The 19515-nt window shown below is 60.3% G+C and carries 15 protein-coding genes, 1 tRNA gene and 1 pseudogene; 7 read left to right on the top strand and 10 right to left on the bottom strand.

The features are described 5' to 3' along the window. Nucleotides 1–33: 33 nt before the first annotated feature. The 3 genes from AC3WJW_RS26315 to AC3WJW_RS26305 form a co-directional block, all read right to left on the bottom strand. Nucleotides 34–828 carry a carbon-nitrogen hydrolase family protein gene (locus AC3WJW_RS26315; protein ID WP_493728001.1) on the bottom strand — a complete coding sequence of 265 codons (795 nt, stop codon included), beginning with the start codon at nucleotides 826–828 and terminating at the stop codon, nucleotides 34–36. Between the two features lie 12 nt (nucleotides 829–840). Beyond that, nucleotides 841–2523, bottom strand: coding sequence for a flavin monoamine oxidase family protein (locus AC3WJW_RS26310; protein ID WP_007980300.1), 1683 nt, complete (start codon nucleotides 2521–2523; stop codon nucleotides 841–843). 231 nt (nucleotides 2524–2754) lie between these two features. Next, a complete protein-coding gene (locus AC3WJW_RS26305; RefSeq protein WP_007980298.1) occupies nucleotides 2755–3216 on the bottom strand; it encodes an Lrp/AsnC family transcriptional regulator in 462 nt (153 codons plus the stop codon). A 185-nt stretch (nucleotides 3217–3401) separates the two neighbouring features. On the opposite strand from AC3WJW_RS26305, the gene AC3WJW_RS26300 reads away from it, so the two are divergent. Together AC3WJW_RS26300 and AC3WJW_RS26295 are read left to right on the top strand one after the other, a co-directional pair. Then, nucleotides 3402–5756, top strand: coding sequence for a glucose/quinate/shikimate family membrane-bound PQQ-dependent dehydrogenase (locus AC3WJW_RS26300; protein WP_493728000.1), 2355 nt, complete (start codon nucleotides 3402–3404; stop codon nucleotides 5754–5756). A 184-nt stretch (nucleotides 5757–5940) separates the two neighbouring features. After that, entirely contained in the window at nucleotides 5941–6573 is a 633-nt protein-coding gene (locus tag AC3WJW_RS26295; RefSeq protein ID WP_493728035.1) for a zinc metalloprotease, read from the top strand. Nucleotides 6574–6659: 86 nt separating this feature from the next. Here AC3WJW_RS26295 and AC3WJW_RS26290 read toward each other — a convergent pair. Further along, a pseudogene (locus AC3WJW_RS26290) lies at nucleotides 6660–6967 on the bottom strand (DUF3077 domain-containing protein). 482 nt (nucleotides 6968–7449) lie between these two features. Here AC3WJW_RS26290 and AC3WJW_RS26285 point away from each other — a divergent pair. After that, the gene (locus AC3WJW_RS26285) at nucleotides 7450–7815 is read left to right on the top strand and encodes a type II toxin-antitoxin system RelE/ParE family toxin (RefSeq protein WP_493727999.1); all 366 of its coding nucleotides are present in this window, start codon (nucleotides 7450–7452) and stop codon (nucleotides 7813–7815) included. Further along, the gene (locus AC3WJW_RS26280) at nucleotides 7808–8113 is read left to right on the top strand and encodes a helix-turn-helix domain-containing protein (protein ID WP_493727998.1); all 306 of its coding nucleotides are present in this window, start codon (nucleotides 7808–7810) and stop codon (nucleotides 8111–8113) included. Before AC3WJW_RS26285 ends, AC3WJW_RS26280 begins: the two co-directional genes overlap by 8 nt. Before the next feature lie 72 nt (nucleotides 8114–8185). Here the strand turns inward: AC3WJW_RS26280 and AC3WJW_RS26275 are convergent. The 5 genes from AC3WJW_RS26275 to rpsU all read right to left on the bottom strand — a co-directional run bounded on the left by AC3WJW_RS26275 (nucleotide 8186) and on the right by rpsU (nucleotide 16726). Beyond that, nucleotides 8186–8262: transfer RNA gene (locus tag AC3WJW_RS26275), tRNA-Ile, on the bottom strand. A gap of 15 nt (nucleotides 8263–8277) precedes the next feature. Further along, nucleotides 8278–12024 (bottom strand): bifunctional diguanylate cyclase/phosphodiesterase, encoded by a 3747-nt coding sequence (locus AC3WJW_RS26270; RefSeq protein ID WP_493727997.1) that lies wholly within the window; start codon nucleotides 12022–12024, stop codon nucleotides 8278–8280. A gap of 123 nt (nucleotides 12025–12147) precedes the next feature. Further along, nucleotides 12148–13995, bottom strand: coding sequence for an RNA polymerase sigma factor RpoD (rpoD, locus tag AC3WJW_RS26265; RefSeq protein WP_104450007.1), 1848 nt, complete (start codon nucleotides 13993–13995; stop codon nucleotides 12148–12150). Nucleotides 13996–14062: 67 nt separating this feature from the next. After that, nucleotides 14063–16030 (bottom strand): DNA primase, encoded by a 1968-nt coding sequence (dnaG, locus tag AC3WJW_RS26260; protein ID WP_493727996.1) that lies wholly within the window; start codon nucleotides 16028–16030, stop codon nucleotides 14063–14065. Between the two features lie 480 nt (nucleotides 16031–16510). After that, entirely contained in the window at nucleotides 16511–16726 is a 216-nt protein-coding gene (rpsU, locus tag AC3WJW_RS26255; protein ID WP_002551877.1) for a 30S ribosomal protein S21, read from the bottom strand. Between the two features lie 199 nt (nucleotides 16727–16925). On the opposite strand from rpsU, the gene tsaD reads away from it, so the two are divergent. Beyond that, the gene (gene tsaD / locus AC3WJW_RS26250) at nucleotides 16926–17951 is read left to right on the top strand and encodes a tRNA (adenosine(37)-N6)-threonylcarbamoyltransferase complex transferase subunit TsaD (protein ID WP_102700179.1); all 1026 of its coding nucleotides are present in this window, start codon (nucleotides 16926–16928) and stop codon (nucleotides 17949–17951) included. Nucleotides 17952–17974: 23 nt separating this feature from the next. Here the strand turns inward: tsaD and plsY are convergent, their stop codons facing one another. Beyond that, nucleotides 17975–18544: a glycerol-3-phosphate 1-O-acyltransferase PlsY gene (gene plsY / locus AC3WJW_RS26245; RefSeq protein WP_007993197.1), complete on the bottom strand. Its 570-nt coding sequence runs from the start codon at nucleotides 18542–18544 to the stop codon at nucleotides 17975–17977. A 74-nt stretch (nucleotides 18545–18618) separates the two neighbouring features. Between plsY and folB the strand changes: the two genes are divergently transcribed. After that, entirely contained in the window at nucleotides 18619–18975 is a 357-nt protein-coding gene (gene folB / locus AC3WJW_RS26240) for a dihydroneopterin aldolase (protein WP_007980224.1), read from the top strand. Next, a complete protein-coding gene (folK, locus tag AC3WJW_RS26235; protein ID WP_493727995.1) occupies nucleotides 18966–19484 on the top strand; it encodes a 2-amino-4-hydroxy-6-hydroxymethyldihydropteridine diphosphokinase in 519 nt (172 codons plus the stop codon). The genes folB and folK overlap by 10 nt, the downstream gene beginning before the upstream one ends. Nucleotides 19485–19515 lie beyond the last annotated feature (31 nt).

Below are 19515 nucleotides of genomic sequence, written 5' to 3'. Positions count from 1 at the left end.
CTTCCAGAACAGTGAAGTGCCAATGCTAGCGGATTAGGACTTGTTCAGCTCGCCGTAAAGCTCGGGACGACGATCGATCAGGTAGCGATTGGCGGCACGGGAATCGACCATCAACTGTCGATCCAGCTCACCGACAATCAGCGATTCATCCAGTCCCGCCTGAGCGATACGGCTGCCATCCGGCGCAGCAATGCTGCTCTGGCCGCAATAGTGGATGTCGCCTTCATGACCACAGTAGTTGGCGTAAGCCACATAGCATTGGTTTTCGAAGGCGCGGGAACGCACGGTGACATCGGCGACGAAATCGAACGGAATCATGTTCGCGGTCGGCACCAGAATCAGCTCGGCGCCGCCCAGGGCCAGGCGTCGGGCATTTTCCGGAAACTCCAGGTCGTAGCAGATCAGGAAGCCGAGTTTCCAGCCGTTGAGCTCAACGATGGGAAACTCGTCCGCGCCTGCACTGAACATCGAGTGATCGAGGTCGCCGAACAAGTGCGTCTTGCGGTAGTTGCACACGCGCTCGCCATTGGCGTCGATCAACTGCACGGCGTTGTAGATCTGCCCGTCCCCGGTGCGCTCGGGGTAGCCATACAAGATGGCAATCCCGGTTGCCTTGGCAATGCGTGCGATCTGCTGCGCCGACTCACCGTTGTACACCTCCGCCAAAACGCTGACGGCATCGACGCCGATGTTGTAGCCGGTCAGGAACATCTCCGGCAGCACCAGCAGGTCCGCGCCTTTTGCCTCCAGCGCCAGTTGTTGCAGGCGTTGCAGGTTGCCGGCGACATCCAGCGGCAACGGTGGACATTGGTAAAGGGCTACGCGCATTTCGGATTCCTCTTACTCGGGCAGGGCGATCGGTCCGATCTCGTTGAATACATCTCCTGGACCCGGATTCTCGGCGTGAGTTGCACCGCCGAAGTGTTTCATGATGCCCCACACCGCGTTGAGCGAGGTCTGTACTGCGCCTTCAACCCAGGCTGGCGTCCACGAGACGTCGTCGCCAGCGATGAAGATCCCGCGCTGTTCTGCCGGCATATCGTCCTGCATGAAGTGCGCGTACATACGCTGGTTGTAGCGGTAGTGACCGGGCAGTGCGCCTTTGAACGCACCGAGGAAATGCGGGTCGGCTTCCCAGGACACTGTGATCGGATCGCCGATGATCCGCGCGGCGATGTCGACTTTCGGGTAGATCTTCTTCAGTGCATCCAGCGCCAGTTTCACGCGTTTTTCCACCGGGTGCGGGAGCATTTTCAGCGCGTCGCTCATCCACGAGTACGACAGGCAAATCACCCCTGGCTTGTCGTCGCCGTTGTCGAATAGGTAGGTGCCACGGGTCAGGCGATCGGTGAGGGTCATGCTCATCAGGTCGCGGCCGGTTTCCGGATCCTTGTCCTTCCAGAACGGGCGGTCGACCATCACGAAGGTTTTCGACGATTGCATGTAGCGGGTGCGGTCCAGGGCCATCCACATCTTTTGCGAGAACAGGGTTTCGTCGCATTCGATCTGGGTGGTCAGCAGCCAGCTCTGGCAGGTGGTCAACACGGCGGCGTATTCGCGGGTGTCGCCCCAGTTGTCGGTGACGGCGAAACGGCCACCCGGTGCGTGGGCAATCTTCTTCACGCCGGTGCGCGGCGCGCCGCTGTGCAGGGAGCTGAGGCTGGTGCCGGCCGGCCAGTGTGCGCAACGCTCCGGCACATGGCGCCAGATGCCTTGTGGCACTTGTTCCACGCCACCGACCACCAGATGCTGGTGATCGTCGCAGTTGGTCATCACCACGCGGAAGATTTCCAGCATCGAGTTGGGGAAGTCAGAGTCCCAGCCGCCGGTGCCGAAACCGACCTGGCCGAACACTTCGCGGTGATGGAACGACAGCTTGGCAAAGGCTTTGGACGTGGCGACGAAGTCATAGAAGGTGCGGTCGTCCCACAGCGGCACCAGGGTGTTCCACAGCTCCTTGAGGCGCGGCACGTCGCGGTCGCGAATGGCTTGCTGGATATCCGAGAACTGCGAGCCGGCTTCCAGGGCGTCGGCCCAGGCGTCAGCCACTTCCTGGAACAGCGCAGGAAGGTCCGACAGCTTCTGTGCGTAATGGGTCTGGCCTTCGAGGTCGATGACCGTGCTGCCCGATGCAGGCGTCAGCGGGTTGGGGAACGGTTTGGTTTCCAGGCCGAGCTTGTCGACGTAGTGATAGAACGCGGTGGACGACACCGGAAAGCGCATGCCACCCAGCTCGGCCACGATACCTTCGGCGCCGTTGAACGCCTGGGAGCGCAGACGGCCACCCATTTTCGAGGCTTCGTAGACAACCGGCTTCAAACCCAGCTTCATCAGCTCATACGCGGCCACCAGCCCGGCAATCCCGCCGCCGACAATCGCCACTTCGGCACCGTGATTGTGCTCGGGAATGCTGCCCAGCCCGGCCGGGTGTTCGATCCAGTCGTCGAAGGCGAAGGGAAAGTCCGGGCCGAAAATGGTGATTGGTTTTTTACCGTCTGCAGGATGGCGATTGTTCTTGTTCATGGCTGACCTTGCTGGCGACCCGACGCGGAATGCGCATCTGAGTATAGGAAAAGATGCCAGCCATTCTAGAGAGCACAGAACACGTTAATAAGACGCAAAGTGTCGTCGTTTTGCCATTCTATTGGTCGATATGACTAACGCATACTTCAAAGTGACAATGTGAACCCCTGTGGGAGCGAGCCTGCTCGCGAAGAGGCCCGAACAGACACCACCTAAACCCCCGGCAAAAACTCAAACCGGCTGCCCCCGATCAATCTTGCTGCTCAAGATGATCGACGTGGTGGTCTTCTCGACCCCATCCACACTGCCAATCTGATCCAGCAACTGATCCAGCTGCTCCGGCGAATCGGTGCGCAACCACGCTACATAATCAAATTCGCCACTCACCGCACACAACTGCTGTACCTGCGCCATCGCGCTCAGGCGGCGCAACACCTCCTTGCCGGAACGCGGTTGCACCGTGATCCCGACATACGCCTGCAACCCGCCGTCCACCACCCGCTGCCCGAGGCGCACGCCGTAACCGGTGATCACTTTGGCCTTTTCCAGCCGCGCCAAACGCGAAGTGACAGTGGTGCGGGCGATGCCCAGTTGCCGGGCGAGCATGGCCACGCTCTCACGGGCGTTGATCTGCAGGGCTGCAATCAACTGGCGGTCGATTTCGTCGAGAACGGGCGGGCGAGTGTCAGGCAAAGGGTTATCTCCAGCGGCATGGATCAGTGCGCAAGCATGTTACAGGCAGATTCTGTACGACGCTCGCGACGGAGCCCTGATCAAGCCTCCGTACCGTTCATGACATTTCTGCCTGCGACAAATTGCCATAAGTAACCAGTTAGTACATTATTCCGTCCTTGTCACAAATGGGGAAAATGTCCGACATGAACAATTCTGGGGCTGCCGCCGGCAGCAAATGGTTGCTGGCGGGGCTGGGTGTGCTGATTGCACTGATCGGGCTCGGCCTGGCGGGTGGCGGCGGCTACCTGATTGCGCTGGGCGGCAGTGGGTATTTCCTGCTGATGGGCCTGGCGATGCTGGTGTCCGGCCTGTTGATTGCCCGTCGCAAGCCGCTGGGCGCCTGGCTGTATGGTGTGGCGCTGGTCCTCACTGCGATCTGGGCCGTGTGGGATGCGGGCCTCGAATACTGGCCGCTGGTCTCGCGGGTGCTAACTTTCGCCGTGATCGGTCTGGTGGTGGCGTTGATTTATCCGACCCTGGTCCGCGCTTCGGGCACGACCGGCGGGCGTGGCGCCTACGGTCTGGCCAGCATTCTGGGCGTGGGCGTCGTTGCGACGATGGCCTACATGTTTGTGCCGACCCACGTGGTCAAGGCCTCCGTTGAACCTGCGGTTACGCCGGTCACTCCGGGCACCGAACAGAAAGACTGGGCGCACTGGGGCAACACCACCGCCGGCAACCGCTTTGTCGCGCTGGACCAGATCAACAAGGGCAACATCGACAAGTTGCAGGTCGCCTGGACCTTCCGCACCGGCGATATCCCGCAAAGCACCGGTGCCGGCGCCGAAGACCAGAACACCCCGCTGCAAATCGGTGACACGGTCTACACCTGCACCGCCTACGGCAAAGTCTTCGCCCTGGATGCCGACACCGGCGCCCAGCGCTGGAAGTTCGACCCGCAAGGCACCGCACCCAACTGGCAGCGCTGCCGTGGCCTGGGCTATTCCGAAACCCCGGCGACTTCGGACAATCAGCCAGCCGCCTGTACGAAACGTCTGTTTCTGCCGACCGGCGATGCCCGCCTGATCGCCATCAATGCCGACACCGGCAAGCCCTGCGAAGAGTTCGGCAACAAGGGCACCGTCGACCTGACCACCGACATGGGTGAAGTGAAGCCCGGTTACTACCAGCAAACCTCGACCCCGCTGGTCGCAGGGGACGTGGTGATCGTCGGTGGCCGCGTGGCCGACAACTACTCCATCGGCGAACCGCCGGGCGTGGTGCGTGCCTACGACGTGCGTAGCGGCGAACTGGTGTGGGCGTGGGATCCGGGCAATCCGAACACCAGCAAACGTCCGCCGGCCGGTGAGACTTACACCCGTGGTACGCCGAACGTGTGGTCGGCCATGTCCTACGACGCCAAGCTCGGTCTGGTCTACCTGCCGACCGGTAACGCAACGCCAGACTTCTTCGGCGGTCAACGCACCGAGTTCGACGACAAGTGGAGCTCGTCCATCGTTGCCATCGACGTGAAAACCGGTCAGGTGCGCTGGCACTTCCAGACCACTCACCACGACCTGTGGGACTTCGACCTGCCGGCACAGCCGCTGCTGTACGACGTGCCGGACGAAAAGGGCGGCACCCAGCCAGCCCTGGCGCAAGTCACCAAACAGGGCGAGATCTTCCTGCTCAACCGCGAGACCGGCGTACCGATTGCCCGCGTCGAAGAACGTCCGGTGCCGCAAGGCAAGGTTCCCGGCGAACGCTATTCGCCAACCCAACCGTTCTCGGTCGACATGCCGTCAATCGGCAACAAGACCCTGACCGAGTCCGACATGTGGGGCGCCACGCCGTTTGACCAGTTGATGTGCCGCATCCAGTTCAAAGGCATGCGCCACGAAGGCGTCTACACCCCACCGGGCATGGACCGCGCCCTGCAATTCCCGGGCTCGCTGGGCGGCATGAACTGGGGCAGCGTCTCGGTCGATCCGAACACCAGCTACATGTTCGTCAACGACATGCGCCTGGGCCTGGCCAACTACATGATCCCCCGCGACAAGATCAAAGCCGGGGCCAGCGGCATCGAAATGGGCGTGGTGCCACAGGAAGGCACACCGTTCGGCGCCATGCGCGAACGCTTCCTCTCGGCGGTCGGCATTCCGTGCCAAAAACCACCGTTCGGCACCATGTCGGCCATCGACCTCAAGACCCACAAACTGATGTGGCAAGTACCGGTCGGCACCGTACAAGACACCGGCCCGCTGGGCATCCGCATGCACCTGCCGATCCCGATCGGCATGCCGACCCTCGGCGCATCGCTCGCCACCCAGTCGGGCCTGCTGTTCTTCGCCGGCACCCAGGACTTCTACCTGCGCGCCTTCGACACCGGCAACGGCAACGAAATCTGGAAGTCGCGCTTGCCGGTGGGCAGCCAGTCCGGGCCGATGACCTACGTTTCACCGAAAACCGGCAGGCAGTACATCCTGCTGACGGTGGGCGGTGCGCGTCAGTCGACGGATCGTGGGGATTATGTGATTGCCTACGCTTTGCCCAAATAATGTGATGTAGGAGCGAGCTTGCTCGCGATGGGCGTGAACGATAACGCGTGCTGTCTGAATGGCCGCGGCGCGTTCAAGTCCATCGCGAGCAGGCTCGCTCCTACATGATTGTGCGGGGCGTCAGGATGGACAGCGACCGTCACTCGTAGTCGAATGCGAGTACGAAGGATCCGAGGCAATGGACATGACGACGAACCTGCCTGCCGCTGTACGCGACCGCGCATTGCAGATCGCCCATCACGAAATGGGGCACTACGTGGTGGCCCGCGCCCTGGGCTTTGAAACGGGCGGCGTGACCCTGACCGTGACCAGGGATTTACGACACCAGGGAGGGGCCTCCATTACGCTGGTGCGGCCAATTTCGTCGATAGATGCCATGAAGGAACATCTGGAAGCCCGGATGATGGTGCTCCTGGCGGGCGCCATGGCGCAGACACTGCCTTCAAAACCTTCAGCCGCAAAACGCATCGACAAGCCCAAAGCCACCGCCATCCTCAAAGGCGAGCAGGGGGCGGAACAGGACTACGCAAAAATCAGGGAGCTTCAGCATCTGCTGCGCAACATCGTCTACCCCGATACCGACCCAGCGTCGAGCGAGCGCGTAACGGCGGAGCTTAAGGCGATGACTGATCGGGTGTGGCTTCGAACGCAAAAAATTATCGAGGACCAGGCTGAGACGATTGCCGAATTGGCTGCGGCGCTGGTGGACGGGATGGCTCTTGTGGAGCAATGGGGGCGGGCGGCGGATACGTATGAGGTGGTGTTCACCGGGCCGATGCTGGAGCGGCTGCGGGAGGTGAAGGCCATCCCTACATGATGTGTTTGGACTGAAGAGCCCAGCCCTATCAGTCCCAAAAAGGGAGCGCTCGGTCCCTTTTTGGGAGCTTTCAGGCTCTGTTTATTCTATTGATCTGCTTGCGCTCTCGTTTGAGCAGGTCTGCGCGTCAGCACCTTCACCACATCATCAATCACCGCTTTGCTCATCGTCGTCAGGTAGTGCGCGGCCCAGGCGTGGCGGTCGGAGTCTTGGGCGTAGGCGGCATCGACGGTCAGGGACTTGGCGAGGTATAGCGGTCGGAGGCTTGGGCCAGGGCGTCGGCGATGGGAACGTTGCGGCAGACGTGGAACAGTGGTTGGTCCGAGAGAAACAGGAAGGGGGTGAAGCCGACGGTTTTTAGTTCTGAAGGTGCGGGCGCATTGGTTTTGGACATGTTCAATCTCCTAAGCTTGAGGAGCTGCCACGTTCGTTTCCAAGCGAATGGGTGGCAGCTGTGCGCAGGTTGGAAAACCGGGAGCCTAGGAAACCGGCACGTCCAAGGACGTCCCACGCACAGCCGCCATGACACAGGATTGCAGTCGTAAAACGTCTGCGGTCATGTTGGGCACGTTGTTGCGATTCGCTCGACGGGTTTCCAAGCCCGATCGCTGATTGGTCAGCGACGTCCGGAGACTATCCCGTCAAAGAAAAGCGCAACAAGGCGGCAAAGTGCCCAACAGCAAGATTCGGAGTTTGCCTACAAGGTCATAAGGCGTCATCCGATATTTCGATCAAGCAAGTGTGTCCAGGGCTCAAGGTTCAGGCGTGGCTGGAAACTGTCATTAACAATTCAGCAAGAAACAGGGGGTGGTCGGACGGCCGCTCAAACCCATAGAGTTATTCCCTTGAGGTCATATTCCTTGGGTGGCATATTGTATGGGCTGGGATGTTGAATACACCGATCAATTTGGAGGCTGGTGGGAGGGGCTGGATGCAAAGGAGCAGGCTTCAGTCTCGGCCAGCGTCGATCTGCTGGAGCTCTTTGGACCAAGCCTGCGTTTTCCCCATAGCAGCGACATCAAAGGCTCGCGACATGGCAATCTGCGAGAGCTGCGGGTCCAGCATGCGGGAAGGCCTTATCGTGTGTTGTATGCGTTTGATCCTCGTCGATGCGCTCTACTATTGATCGGCGGGGACAAAACCGGTCAGGACCGCTGGTACGACGAACATGTCCCGCTGGCGGACAAATTGTATGACGAACATTTGGAAACACTGCGTAGTGAGGACCGCAACGATGGCTAAGAAATTTGCTGAGCTCCAAGCTCGAATGACGGCGGAATCTCGCGCTGACGCAGAGCGGCAGTTCCAACAGCATCTTAAGGAAATGCCTCTGCACGAGTTGCGTAAGGCCCAGGAGCTGAGCCAGGAGACCTTGGCCAAGGCGCTACATGTCAATCAGGCGGCAATTTCCAAGATGGAGCGACGAACCGACATGTACATCAGCACGTTGCGCAATTACATCCGCGCCATGGGCGGCGAGCTGGAAATCATCGCTACCTTTCCCGACGGACAGGTGAAGATCGAGAACTTTGCCCATTGAGGCGATAAAACGTCTCTGCAAAAACCGATCAGTCAGACACGAAAAAGCCGCGCATTGCGCGGCTTTCTTGTTTGGTGGGCCCACACGGACTTGAACCGTGGACCAAAGGATTATGAGTCCTCTGCTCTAACCAACTGAGCTATAGGCCCTCAGTAGGTCGCGGATTATAGCGACGGTTTCACGGCTGTGCTATCCGAAAAAGCCATTACGGTTGTACGAAGAAACGTCGCGGCAAATTCGTCGGGTGGCAAGGGCAGGCTGACGATGTAGCCCTGGATCTGTTCGCAGCCCTCGGCGGCGAGGAATTGCTGTTGCGCCTGGGTCTCGACGCCTTCGGCGATCACGGTGAATTGCATGCTGCGCCCGAGGGCGATGATGGCGCGTACGATCGCCGCATCGTGGGGATCGTCCGGCAGGCCGCGGACGAAGGACTGGTCGATCTTGAGGATGTCCAGCGGCAGTCGCTTGAGGTAACTCAGGGACGAGTAGCCGGTGCCGAAGTCATCGATGGCCAGTTGCACGCCCAGATGTTTGAGTTGATGCAGCACCGCCAGCGCTTCTTCGGCCTGGCTCATGATGAAGTTTTCGGTGATTTCCAGTTGCAGGAAGCCGGGGTTGAGGCCGTTGTCCTTGAGTAACTGTTCGATGCGGCCCAGCAGGTTGGGCTGGCGCAATTGGGCGCCGGCAAGGTTGACCGACAGCGGGCCGGGGCTTTCGTACAGGCGGTGCCATTCGGCCATCTGCCGGCAGGCGGTTTCCAGGACCCAGTCGCCGATTTGCAGGATCATGCCGTTTTCTTCAGCCAGCGGGATGAAGTGTTCCCGTGGCACGTCGCCAAAGGTCGGGTGGCGCCAGCGGATCAGGGCTTCGGCGCCGACCAGGCTGTAGTCGTCGAGGCTGATTTTCGGTTGGTAGCACAGGTGCAATTCGTTGCGTTCGATGGCGCGGCGCAGTTCGTGTTCCAGCGCCACGCGTTCGCTGGCCTGGGCGGTGAGGTCGCGGGTGTAGCTTTCGACGCGGTTGCGGCCCTTGGCCTTGGAGCGGTACATCGCCGCGTCGGCGTTCTTGATCAGCGTGGCAACGTCGCAGCCATCCTTGGGGTAGAGGCTGGTGCCGATGCTGGCGCTGATGAAGAACTCGTGTTCGCCGGCCTGGAACGGCGCGGCAAAACAATTGAGCAGCTTGGTGGCGATGTTGTCGGCATCACTGGATTGTTGCAGGCCCGGCAGCAGGATAATGAACTCGTCACCGCCCAGGCGTGCCACGGTGTCGATGTCACGCAGCTGCTCCTTGAGACGTGCGGCAATGCCCTTGAGCAGCAGGTCTCCCACCGGGTGGCCAAGGCTGTCGTTGATGTGCTTGAAGCGGTCAAGGTCAAGGAACAGCACGGCGCCCTGGCCGCCGTTCTCCTGCTGGTTGTTGAGTGCCATCAGCAAGCGGTTTTCGAACAGCGTGCGGTTCGGCAGGCCGGTCAGCGGGTCGTGGTGCGCCTGGTAGTCGAGTTTGGCCTGGGCATGCTTGAGGCTGGAGATGTCGGCGAATACCGCGACGAAGTGGGTGATGAACTTGTCGCGGTTACGCACGGCACTGATGGTCAGCCAGCTCGGGTACAGCTCGCCATTTTTGCGTCGATTGGAAATCTCGCCCTGCCAATGACCTTCGGCAGTCAATTGATGCCACATGGCCGCGTAGAACGCGCTGTCATGCAAGCCTGAAGCGAGCAGGCGCGGCGTGTGGCCCAGCGCTTCGCTTTCGCTGTAACCGGTGATTTCGGTGAAGGCTCGGTTGACCGCGCTGATGTGCTGTTGGGTATCGGTGATCAACACGCCTTCGGCGGTGCTTTCGAACACGGTGGCGGCTTGTTGCAGTTTTTCCTGCATCAAGTGCCGTTCAGTGATGTCCCGGGCAATGGTCAGCATGCAGTCGTCATCGCCGATCGGCAGCGGACGGCTGGACACTTCACAGAGGCGGATCTGCCCGTCGCTGCGGCGGATATGGCAACTGAAGTCGCGGACAAAACCGTCCCGATGCAGCAGGTCGAGCATTTGTTTGCGCTCATTGAGATTGACCCAGATCCCCAGGTCCAGCACCGAACGATCCACCGACATGGCGCTGTTGAACCCGGTGATGCGACTGAAACCCTCGTTGACCTCCAACAGCAAGCCGTCACTTTGCCGCGACAGCAGCAGGCCGTCGGGGGATGCATGGAAAGCCTTGGCGAACTTTTCTTCGGACGTTTGCAGTTGTTGCTGGGTTTCCTTGAGCTGGGTGATGTCCCGCACCACGACCACCAGCGCCGGTGTCATGTCGAGGTCGAACGGTTCGGCGGAGATCAGCCCGGTGAACACCTGGCCGTTGCTGCGACGAAAGGGCATTTCCAGGTTGCGGATGCTGCCGGCCTGCAAGCGTTGCAACAGACCCGGCCCAACGCCGGGAATCCCCCAGATGTTCAGGTCGGTGGCGGTCAGTCCAATGACGTCCTCGGCCTTGAGGCCGATCTGTTCTTCGAACGCTTCGTTGACCTCCAGCAGGCAGCCGTCGCTCAGGCGGGCGATCACCAGAATGTCAGGGCATTGCTGGAACACGGAAGCGAATTTCTGTTCCGACAGGCGCAGCGCTTCTTCGGTGCGCTTGGCGTCGGTGATGTCGATCATCAACCCGCGCATCACCGGCTCATGCCCGTGTTCGATCAGGCTGACGATGTCGCGCACCCACAGGCAGCGCCCGTCGGCGGTGATCACCCGGTAATCGAGGCGGTGATCGCGCCCGGCCAGCACTTCGTGATCGCAGAAAGTCTGGGCACGAATCAGGTCGGCGGGGTGAATGATGTTGCGCCAGAAGCCCGGAATCAGCCAATGGGAGAGGGGATAGCCCAGGAGATCTTCGGCGTGGGGCGATACATAGCTGTAGGTGTAGTCGGTGACCCTTGCCTCCCAGGCGATGGCCGACAGGCTCTCTACCAGGCCACGGTAGTGGTACTCGCTGCTGCGCAGTTCCTGTTCAAGATCGACCCGGCGGGCGATTTCCGAACTCAAGCGGCGGTTGATGCGGATAACCGTCGCCAGCACCAGGGTCAGCAGCAGCATTCCGGGCAGGCCATACAGCAGCAGGTCATTCCAGAATGCTCGATGATCGATGACGTTACCGACCCAATGCTCCTGAATGGCGCTGATTTCGGCGGGACTCATGTCCGCCAGGACTTTGTCGAGAATGCCGACGAGGATTGCGTTGTCGCGGGGTACTGCCATGGCCAGTTGATAGCGATAGGGGGTTTCACCGCTGACATACAACCCGTCGAGCTTGAGCTGACGCAGGCTCCAGACGCTGGACGCCAGATCGCCCACCACCGCATCCACTGCACCGGTGGCCAGCGCCTGTAACGCCGAGCTGACATTGGGCATCGCCACCAGGTTCAGGTCGGGATTGTGGGTGCGCAGCAGTTCGTGGGGGGCGTAGTTTTCCACCACGGCGATTTTCAGGCCATACAGGTCTTGCAGTTTGTGTGGCTGGGGGCCCCTGACATGGGCCAGGATGACGATCGGAAAATCCAGATAGGGGCGGGTGAACGACAGGTATTTCTGGCGTTCCGGGGTCGACATGATGCCCGGCAGCAGGTCGATTTTGCCCTTTTTGGCTTGTTCCAGGACGGCGGTCCAGCTCACCGGCTCGATGGGCGTGAGCCGGGTTTTCAGCCGTTGGCGAATGACCTCGATGTAATCCGCGGCAAGGCCCTGGTAGCGCCCCTCATCGTCGCGAAATTCGAAGGGCGGCCACGATGCATCGACACCCAGGCGCAAGTCCGGGTGAGCCGCCAGCCAGCTACGTTCATCCTCAGTTAGAGTCAGCGCGCCAGCCGTTGCGGTCCAGGTCATCAGCGACAGCAATAAAAGCACGGTCGGCAGTCTGGGCATAACGGTCTCGTTATGGCTCTGGGGAATGTTTCGAGTGTAGACGGGCTACAGGGCGGAGGGGAGGTGTGGAGATATTAATCTGCCATAAAACAAAACCCCCGGCCTGGGCCGGGGGTTTTGTGATCACTCGTCGAGGAAGGAGCGCAGATGCTCGCTTCTCGTCGGGTGGCGCAGCTTGCGCAGCGCCTTGGCTTCGATCTGACGAATCCGCTCACGGGTCACGTCAAACTGCTTACCAACCTCTTCGAGGGTGTGGTCGGTATTCATGTCGATACCGAAACGCATGCGCAGTACCTTGGCTTCACGGGCAGTGAGGCCGGACAGCACTTCGCGAGTCGCTTCTTTAAGGCTCTCAACGGTTGCAACATCGATTGGCGACTGCATGGTCGAGTCTTCGATGAAGTCACCCAGATGGGAGTCTTCGTCATCACCGATCGGGGTTTCCATGGAGATCGGCTCTTTAGCGATCTTCAATACCTTGCGGATCTTGTCCTCAGGCATTTCCATGCGTTCGCCCAGCTCTTCCGGGGTCGGTTCGCGACCCATTTCCTGCAGCATCTGCCGGGAAATGCGGTTGAGCTTGTTGATCGTCTCGATCATGTGCACCGGAATACGGATGGTGCGGGCCTGGTCGGCGATCGAGCGAGTGATCGCCTGACGGATCCACCAGGTGGCATAAGTCGAGAACTTGTAGCCGCGACGGTATTCGAACTTGTCTACCGCTTTCATCAAGCCGATGTTGCCTTCCTGGATCAGATCGAGGAACTGCAGGCCACGGTTGGTGTACTTCTTGGCGATCGAGATCACCAGACGCAAGTTGGCTTCAACCATCTCTTTCTTCGCGCGGCGAGCCTTGGCCTCACCGATCGACATGCGACGGTTGATGTCCTTGATCTCGGCGATGGTCAAACCGGTTTCGGTTTCCAGCGCGGTCAGCTTCTGCTGGCAACGGACGATGTCCGGCTGCAGACGACCAATGGCTTCAGCGTATTTGCTTTTGCCTTTGGCCAGGGCATCACTCCAGCTTTCGTCGACTTCGTTGCCCGGGAACTGGCGCAGGAAGTCTGCACGCGGCATGCGCGCATCACGAACGCAGAGCTGCATGATTGCACGCTCTTGCTGACGCAGGCGATCCAGGGCGCTGCGAACACGCTCGACCAGGGCTTCGAATTGCTTCGGTACCAGTTTGATCGGCATGAACAGGTCGGCCAGGGCCAGCAACTCGGCAATCGCTGCCTTGTTGTGACGACCGTGCTTTTTCAGCGCCTTGCGGGTGATTTCCATCTGATCGGCCACAGCGCCAAAACGCTGGGCGGCGATGATCGGATCCGGACCGCTTTCGGCTTCTTCCTCGTCATCCGAGGCTTCACCGTCTTCGTCGTCGGCGTCGTCATCCGCCTTGACGGCTTTCGCGTCAATCGGCGGCGGCACTTCTGCCGCAGGCGGCGCGATGCCGTCGTCCGGGTCGATATAACCGCTCAGGACGTCGGACAGGCGGCCACCTTCGGTGGTGACGCGGGTGTACTCGGAGAGAATATGATCAACCGTGCCAGGGAAGTGCGCGATGGCGCTCATCACCTCACGGATGCCCTCTTCAATACGCTTGGCGATTTCAATTTCGCCTTCACGTGTGAGGAGCTCCACCGTACCCATTTCGCGCATGTACATGCGCACCGGGTCGGTAGTGCGACCAATGTCGGTCTCGACCGCAGCCAACGCTGCAGCGGCCTCTTCGGCTGCGGCTTCGTCGGTATCGGCGTCGGCCAGCATAAGGGAATCCTTATCTGGCGCAACCTCGAATACGTTGATCCCCATGTCATTGATCATGCGGATGATGTCTTCCACCTGTTCCGGATCTGAAATATCCTCCGGCAGGTGGTCGTTGACCTCCGCGTAAGTCAGGTAGCCCTGCTCACGACCAAGTGTGATCAACTCTTTGATACGAGACTGCTGTTGCGCTTTTCCGGACATAACACCCTATCCACTGAAGGTCTTGGCGGGCAAAAAACAAGCCGAGGATTATACCTGAGCTATGACCTCACGCGCCAGTTGAGGTCGGGTTTGATGCGGAAACATTGCGACTTAAAAGGTCGCGCAGTTGGTTTTTCTCTTCGGTGCTCAATTCACTTTGACGTGCTTTTCGAAGAAGTTGTTCCAGGTTTCGCTCGCGTTGGCGGGCTGACAAGCTAGTAATGGTGTCGAAAAACTGTTGTTCAAGGTTGTCTCCATCAATCAGCCATTCCTTTTCTGCCAGGGCCTTGAGCAAGCGGCCCTGCTCTGTGCCGTGCCAGCGGGCAATCAGCTGAATTGAGTTTAGCTTGGGATTCTTCTGCACGGCCTCGAGCAGCGCCACCAGCAATTGTGTGTTGGTGTGATCCTCGGCGGCGAAGTGCCCGGCATCCTCGACTTTCTCGGCCAGTTGCGGGTGATGCAGCAGCGTACGCAAGGCGGCGAGGGTCGGCGGTTCTACGGCGGCGGGCACCCGTGGCGCGCGGGGTTGATCGCGATCACCGCCCCGTTTGCCATTCTTGTCCCACGGTTTCTTGTCCCATTTCTTGCCTCCTGCACCGGGCTTCTTTGGCGTCCATTCCTGCTGCGGCACATACATGTCCTGTGCCTGCGGCTGATGATAGTCGCTGTAATCGGGCATCGCGTCGTAATCGATGCCCGGGTCGTAGGCTGGCGGTGCTTCCTGCGGGGCGCTTTGTGCCAGCTGGCTCACCGCTTCGCCGCTCAGGCCGGTGATTTCGCTCAGGCGCTGACGCATCAGGGTGCGCAGGTTGGCGCCCGGGACTTTGTCGATCAGCGGTGCGGCGAGGGTGGCCATGTGGGCCTTGCCCTCGAGCGAGCGCGGGTCGGCTTCTTCCGTCAATTGCTGGAAAAAGTAATCGGCCAGAGGTTGTGCATGCTGGTTGATCCGTGCACGGAAGGCGTCGGTGCCTTCGGAGCGGACCAGGGTGTCCGGATCCTCGCCCTCGGGCAGGAACAGGAAGCGTGCACGACGACCGTCCTGCAGGCTCGACAGTGTTGCCTCCAGTGCCCGCCAGGCCGCATTGCGACCGGCCTGATCGCCGTCGAAGCAGAACAGCACGCTGGGCACGACGCGAAACAGTCGCTTGAGGTGTTCTTCGCTGGTGGCGGTACCCAGGGTCGCGACGGCATTGCGCAGGCCTTGCTGGGCCAGGGCAATGACGTCCATGTAACCCTCGACGACGATGATCTCGTCGAGGTTGCGGTTGGTCTTGCGCGCTTCGTACAGGCCGTAGAGTTCCTGGCCCTTATGGAACACCGGAGTTTCCGGGGAGTTCAGGTACTTCGGCTTGTCGTCGCCCAGCACCCGGCCGCCAAAGGCAATGACGCGCCCGCGGCTGTCGCGGATCGGGAACATCACGCGGTCGCGGAAGCGGTCGTAACGTTTGCCGCTTTCGGCGTTCTCGATCAGCAGGCCGGCATCGATCATGGCTTTTTGCTGCAGGGCATCGCTGCTCAAGTGCTTGAACAGGTTGTCCCAGCCAGGCGGTGCAAAGCCCAGACCGAAGTCCCGGGCGATTTCGCCGGTCAGCCCGCGACCTTTCAGGTAGTCCACGGCGGCCTTGCGCGATGGATGGCTCTTCAAGGCCTGGCGATAAAAGTCGGCAGCGGCGCTGAGCAGCGGATACAGCGGCGAATCGGTCGGCTGCCGCGGCTTGTGCGGGCGGCCGCTTTCTTCGCGGGGGATTTCCATACCGGCGGCTTTGGCCAGTTCTTCGACCGCCTGGACGAAATCCAGGTTGTCGTGGTCCATGATGAAGCCGAGGGCGTTGCCGCCAGCGCCGCAGCCGAAGCAGTAATAGAACTGCTTGTCGGGGCTGACGCTGAACGAGGGGGTCTTTTCCTTGTGGAACGGGCAGCAGGCAGTGTGGTTCTTGCCGGCCTTTTTCAATTGCAGGCGCGAGCTGACCACATCGACGATGTCGGTGCGGTTCAGAAGGTCGTCAATGAAGCTCTGGGGAATTAGCCCGGCCATGGCGTTCTCGTCATCTGCGCTGAAAGGAGCCCGAAACGTACGGCGACCGAACGCGGGCATTGATTGAGGCGCGCAAAGTGTGCGGCTCGACCAGTGTCGTCTGCGTAATCGCTGTCGGGAAGTGTATCTGCCGAAAATCCACTGACGTTAATGCCAATCAGTATTCGACTGTTTGAATGTGTTGCGCTGAATCCGCTGCGGCCAAACACAGGCCTCGGATAGCTCATCATTCGGCACGCAAGCAGGTGCCTTGGGCTGATCGTCGTGAGAGGAATCAGTGGGTGTGCTCGTCAGTAGCCTTGAAAGGCTCGTCAGAAAAGACGTGCACCGCTGGCAAAAGAGCCAGGTCTGACGCGGTGAAGCAGATTTGTCTCGGTCGCGTCTGCGGCTTCGACAGTGAAGCATCAAGCGTTTTACGCAAATGCCATAAGCCCGGCTGAGGGCCGGGCTTGGCAGAAGCTTGCTACGGTCGTCTGTGTATTAGTACAGACGAACGGCGCGGCGCTGTTCGCGCTGAACTTTCTTGGCGTGACGCTTAACAGCAGCAGCTGCTTTGCGCTTACGCTCAGAAGTTGGCTTCTCGTAAAATTCGCGGCTACGAACTTCAGCCAGTACACCGGCTTTTTCGCAGGAGCGCTTGAAACGACGCAGAGCTACGTCGAAGGGTTCGTTCTCTTTTACTTTGACGGCTGGCATCCAGAGCTACCTTCATTCATTACCGGGGTCAACATCCTCGCGGCAAAAGAGCACTTGAAGACGTCGGTTTTTAAGGGTTGCGGATGTTAACCCCTCATCGCTCGGAATGCAAAGCCTCTGATCGAAAACCGCTGGTCGGGGCATCCCGCGACGACTATTATGCGCGCCTTCGAATTCAGCCTAAACAAGGCGCAAACCCATGCTAGTACTGGGATTAGAAACCTCCTGCGACGAAACCGGCGTCGCATTGTATGACAGTGAACGCGGGCTGTTGGCCGATGCGCTTTTCAGTCAGATCGACCTGCACCGCGCCTATGGTGGCGTGGTGCCGGAGCTGGCCTCGCGCGATCACGTCAAACGCATGCTGCCCTTGATTCGTCAGGTGTTGGCCGAGGCCGACTGCGTGCCGACCGAGATCGACGCCATCGCCTATACCGCGGGTCCTGGCCTGGTCGGTGCCTTGCTGGTGGGGGCTTCCTGCGCCCAGGCGCTGGCCTTTGCCTGGGGCATTCCGGCCCTCGGCGTACACCACATGGAAGGCCACTTGCTGGCACCGATGCTGGAGTCGCAACCGCCGGAATTCCCGTTCGTCGCTTTGTTGGTCTCCGGTGGCCATACGCAGCTGGTTCAGGTCGACGGAATTGGTCAGTACACGCTCCTGGGCGAGACCCTGGATGATGCGGCCGGCGAAGCTTTCGACAAGACGGCCAAGATGATGGGGCTCAATTATCCGGGCGGACCGGAGATCGCTCGTCTTGCAGAGCAGGGTGTTGCAGGGCGTTTCGTCTTCCCGCGTCCGATGTGCGACCGCCCGGGCCTGGATTTCAGCTTCAGTGGCCTGAAAACCTTTGCGTTGAATACCTGGCAACAATGCGTCAGTGCCGGGGACGACGGCGAGCAAGCCCAATGCGACATCGCACTGGCGTTCCAGCAGGCCGTGGTGGAGACTTTGACCATCAAGTGCAAGCGTGCCCTTAAAGCCGCCGGCATGAAGCGCCTGGTGATCGCCGGGGGCGTCAGTGCCAACAAGGCGTTGCGCACTTCTCTGGAGAAAATGCTCGGCGATATGAAGGGCGATGTGTTTTATGCCCGTCCGCAGTTCTGTACCGATAACGGCGCGATGATCGCCTTTGCCGGCTGCCAGCGCTTGCAGGCCGGTCAGCAGGAAAGCCTGGCGATCAGTGTGCAGGCGCGCTGGCCGATGGAGCAGTTGTCGGCGTTGTGATGAGCGACGCTCATGTCCGGCCGCTAGAAATGCCGTTCGCGCCCGGCAAACAGGTCGCGTAGATTGCCGCGATGGCGCCAGACGATCAGCCCGGTGAGCGTGCTCATGGGCAGCAGGGCCGCCGGTTCTTGCCAGGCCAGCAAAGGCAGGGTCAGCGGCGTGGCGATCAGGGCGGCCAGGGAGCTGGTGCGCGTCAGGTAGAACGTCAGGAGCCAGGCGCAGACCGCCAGAAGGGCGGCGGGCGGGTACAGCCCCAGCAACATGCCGGCAGCGGTGGCGACACCCTTGCCGCCGCGAAAGCGGAAGTACAGCGGAAACAGGTGGCCGATGACGGCATAGACGCCGATCCAGGCTTGTTCCTGCTGCGAAAGACCTGCAAGACGCGCTATCAGTACCGGCAGCAGGCCTTTGCAAAGGTCGCCGAGCAGGGTCAGGATGGCGAGTTTCTTGCCGGCCAGGCGCAACATGTTGGTGGCGCCGGCATTGCCCGAGCCACTCATTCGCGGATCGGGGTTACCGGTCAGGCGGCTGAGCAAAATGGCAAAGGACAGAGAGCCGAGCAGGTAGGCGAGGATCGCCAATAACCAAAACATGCTAACTATTCCGGGCGAGGAAGCCCTGATTCTAACGGCGCATTGCGCCCTTGTCGTGTAGCGGAGAGAAGTGCTTGGACAGAGTGTTTATCGAGGGCCTGGAAGTCGACACGGTGATTGGTGCCTACGACTGGGAACGGGGCATCCGCCAGTGCTTGCGTCTTGACCTGAGCTTCGCCTGGGATAATCGCCCGGCCGCAGCCGGTGATGACCTGACCCTGGCGCTCGACTACGCCAGTGTTTCCTCGCGCATCCAGGCGTTTGCCGAGCAGGCGCAATACCAGCTGGTCGAGACCTTTGCCGAGCGTCTGGTTGAAGTGCTGATGAGCGAATTCAAGATCACCTGGGTGCGCTTGAAGCTGACCAAGCCCGGCGCGGTCCCGGCTGCCACCGGTGGTGTGGGCGTGGAGATCGAGCGCGGATGTCGCTGACTCAGGTGTACCTCGGGCTCGGTAGCAATATCGAGCGTGAAACCCATTTGCGGGCGGGGCTCGATGCTTTGGCGGCGTTCCTTGTCGATATCCGCTGTTCGGCAGTGTTCGAAAGCCAGCCTGTGGGCATCAAGAGCGGGCCGTTCTTCAATTTCGTGGTGTCGGCGTACACCGATCTGCCGCTGATGGAGCTTGATCGTCGCCTGAAGTTCATCGAGGCTGATAACGGGCGTTACGCACCGGATCGCCGAGGTTTGCCGCTGGATATCGACGTGTTGTTGTTCGGAGACCTGGTGGGCAACTTCGATGGCTTGATCTTGCCGCGGGCAGAAATCCTGAAAAATGCTTTTGTTCTGTGGCCCTTGTCGTTGATCGCGCCGGATCGCGTGCACCCCGGTGTCGGTAAAAGTTTTGCCAGGTTGTGGGCGGAGTCGCAGATTGATCAGGTGCTGGCGCCCGTGGCGTTTGAGTGGCGTGGGGGGCAATTGACCTCTTCGAATTTGTTGTAAGGCAAAAGATCGCAGCCTTCGGCAGCTCCTA

It is taken from the genome of Pseudomonas sp. GW821-FHT07G06, assembly GCF_058986625.1.
Note: the sequence above shows the minus strand (reverse complement) of the source record. Positions and strands in the feature narration are given on the sequence as shown.

Bases quoted from the DNA above. Each gene is read 5' to 3' on its own strand.
- rpoD (WP_104450007.1), bottom strand. From the start codon at position 13,995: ATGTCCGGAAAAGCGCAACAGCAGTCTCGTATCAAAGAGTTGATCACA.
- AC3WJW_RS26280 (WP_493727998.1), top strand. From the start codon at position 7,808: ATGGCTAAGAAATTTGCTGAGCTCCAAGCTCGAATGACGGCGGAATCT.
- plsY (WP_007993197.1), bottom strand. From the start codon at position 18,544: ATGTTTTGGTTATTGGCGATCCTCGCCTACCTGCTCGGCTCTCTGTCC.
- AC3WJW_RS26310 (WP_007980300.1), bottom strand. From the start codon at position 2,523: ATGAACAAGAACAATCGCCATCCTGCAGACGGTAAAAAACCAATCACC.
- AC3WJW_RS26315 (WP_493728001.1), bottom strand. From the start codon at position 828: ATGCGCGTAGCCCTTTACCAATGTCCACCGTTGCCGCTGGATGTCGCC.
- folK (WP_493727995.1), top strand. From the start codon at position 18,966: ATGTCGCTGACTCAGGTGTACCTCGGGCTCGGTAGCAATATCGAGCGT.
- tsaD (WP_102700179.1), top strand. From the start codon at position 16,926: ATGCTAGTACTGGGATTAGAAACCTCCTGCGACGAAACCGGCGTCGCA.
- rpsU (WP_002551877.1), bottom strand. From the start codon at position 16,726: ATGCCAGCCGTCAAAGTAAAAGAGAACGAACCCTTCGACGTAGCTCTG.
- AC3WJW_RS26270 (WP_493727997.1), bottom strand. From the start codon at position 12,024: ATGCCCAGACTGCCGACCGTGCTTTTATTGCTGTCGCTGATGACCTGG.
- dnaG (WP_493727996.1), bottom strand. From the start codon at position 16,030: ATGGCCGGGCTAATTCCCCAGAGCTTCATTGACGACCTTCTGAACCGC.
- AC3WJW_RS26285 (WP_493727999.1), top strand. From the start codon at position 7,450: ATGGGCTGGGATGTTGAATACACCGATCAATTTGGAGGCTGGTGGGAG.
- AC3WJW_RS26295 (WP_493728035.1), top strand. From the start codon at position 5,941: ATGACGACGAACCTGCCTGCCGCTGTACGCGACCGCGCATTGCAGATC.
- AC3WJW_RS26300 (WP_493728000.1), top strand. From the start codon at position 3,402: ATGAACAATTCTGGGGCTGCCGCCGGCAGCAAATGGTTGCTGGCGGGG.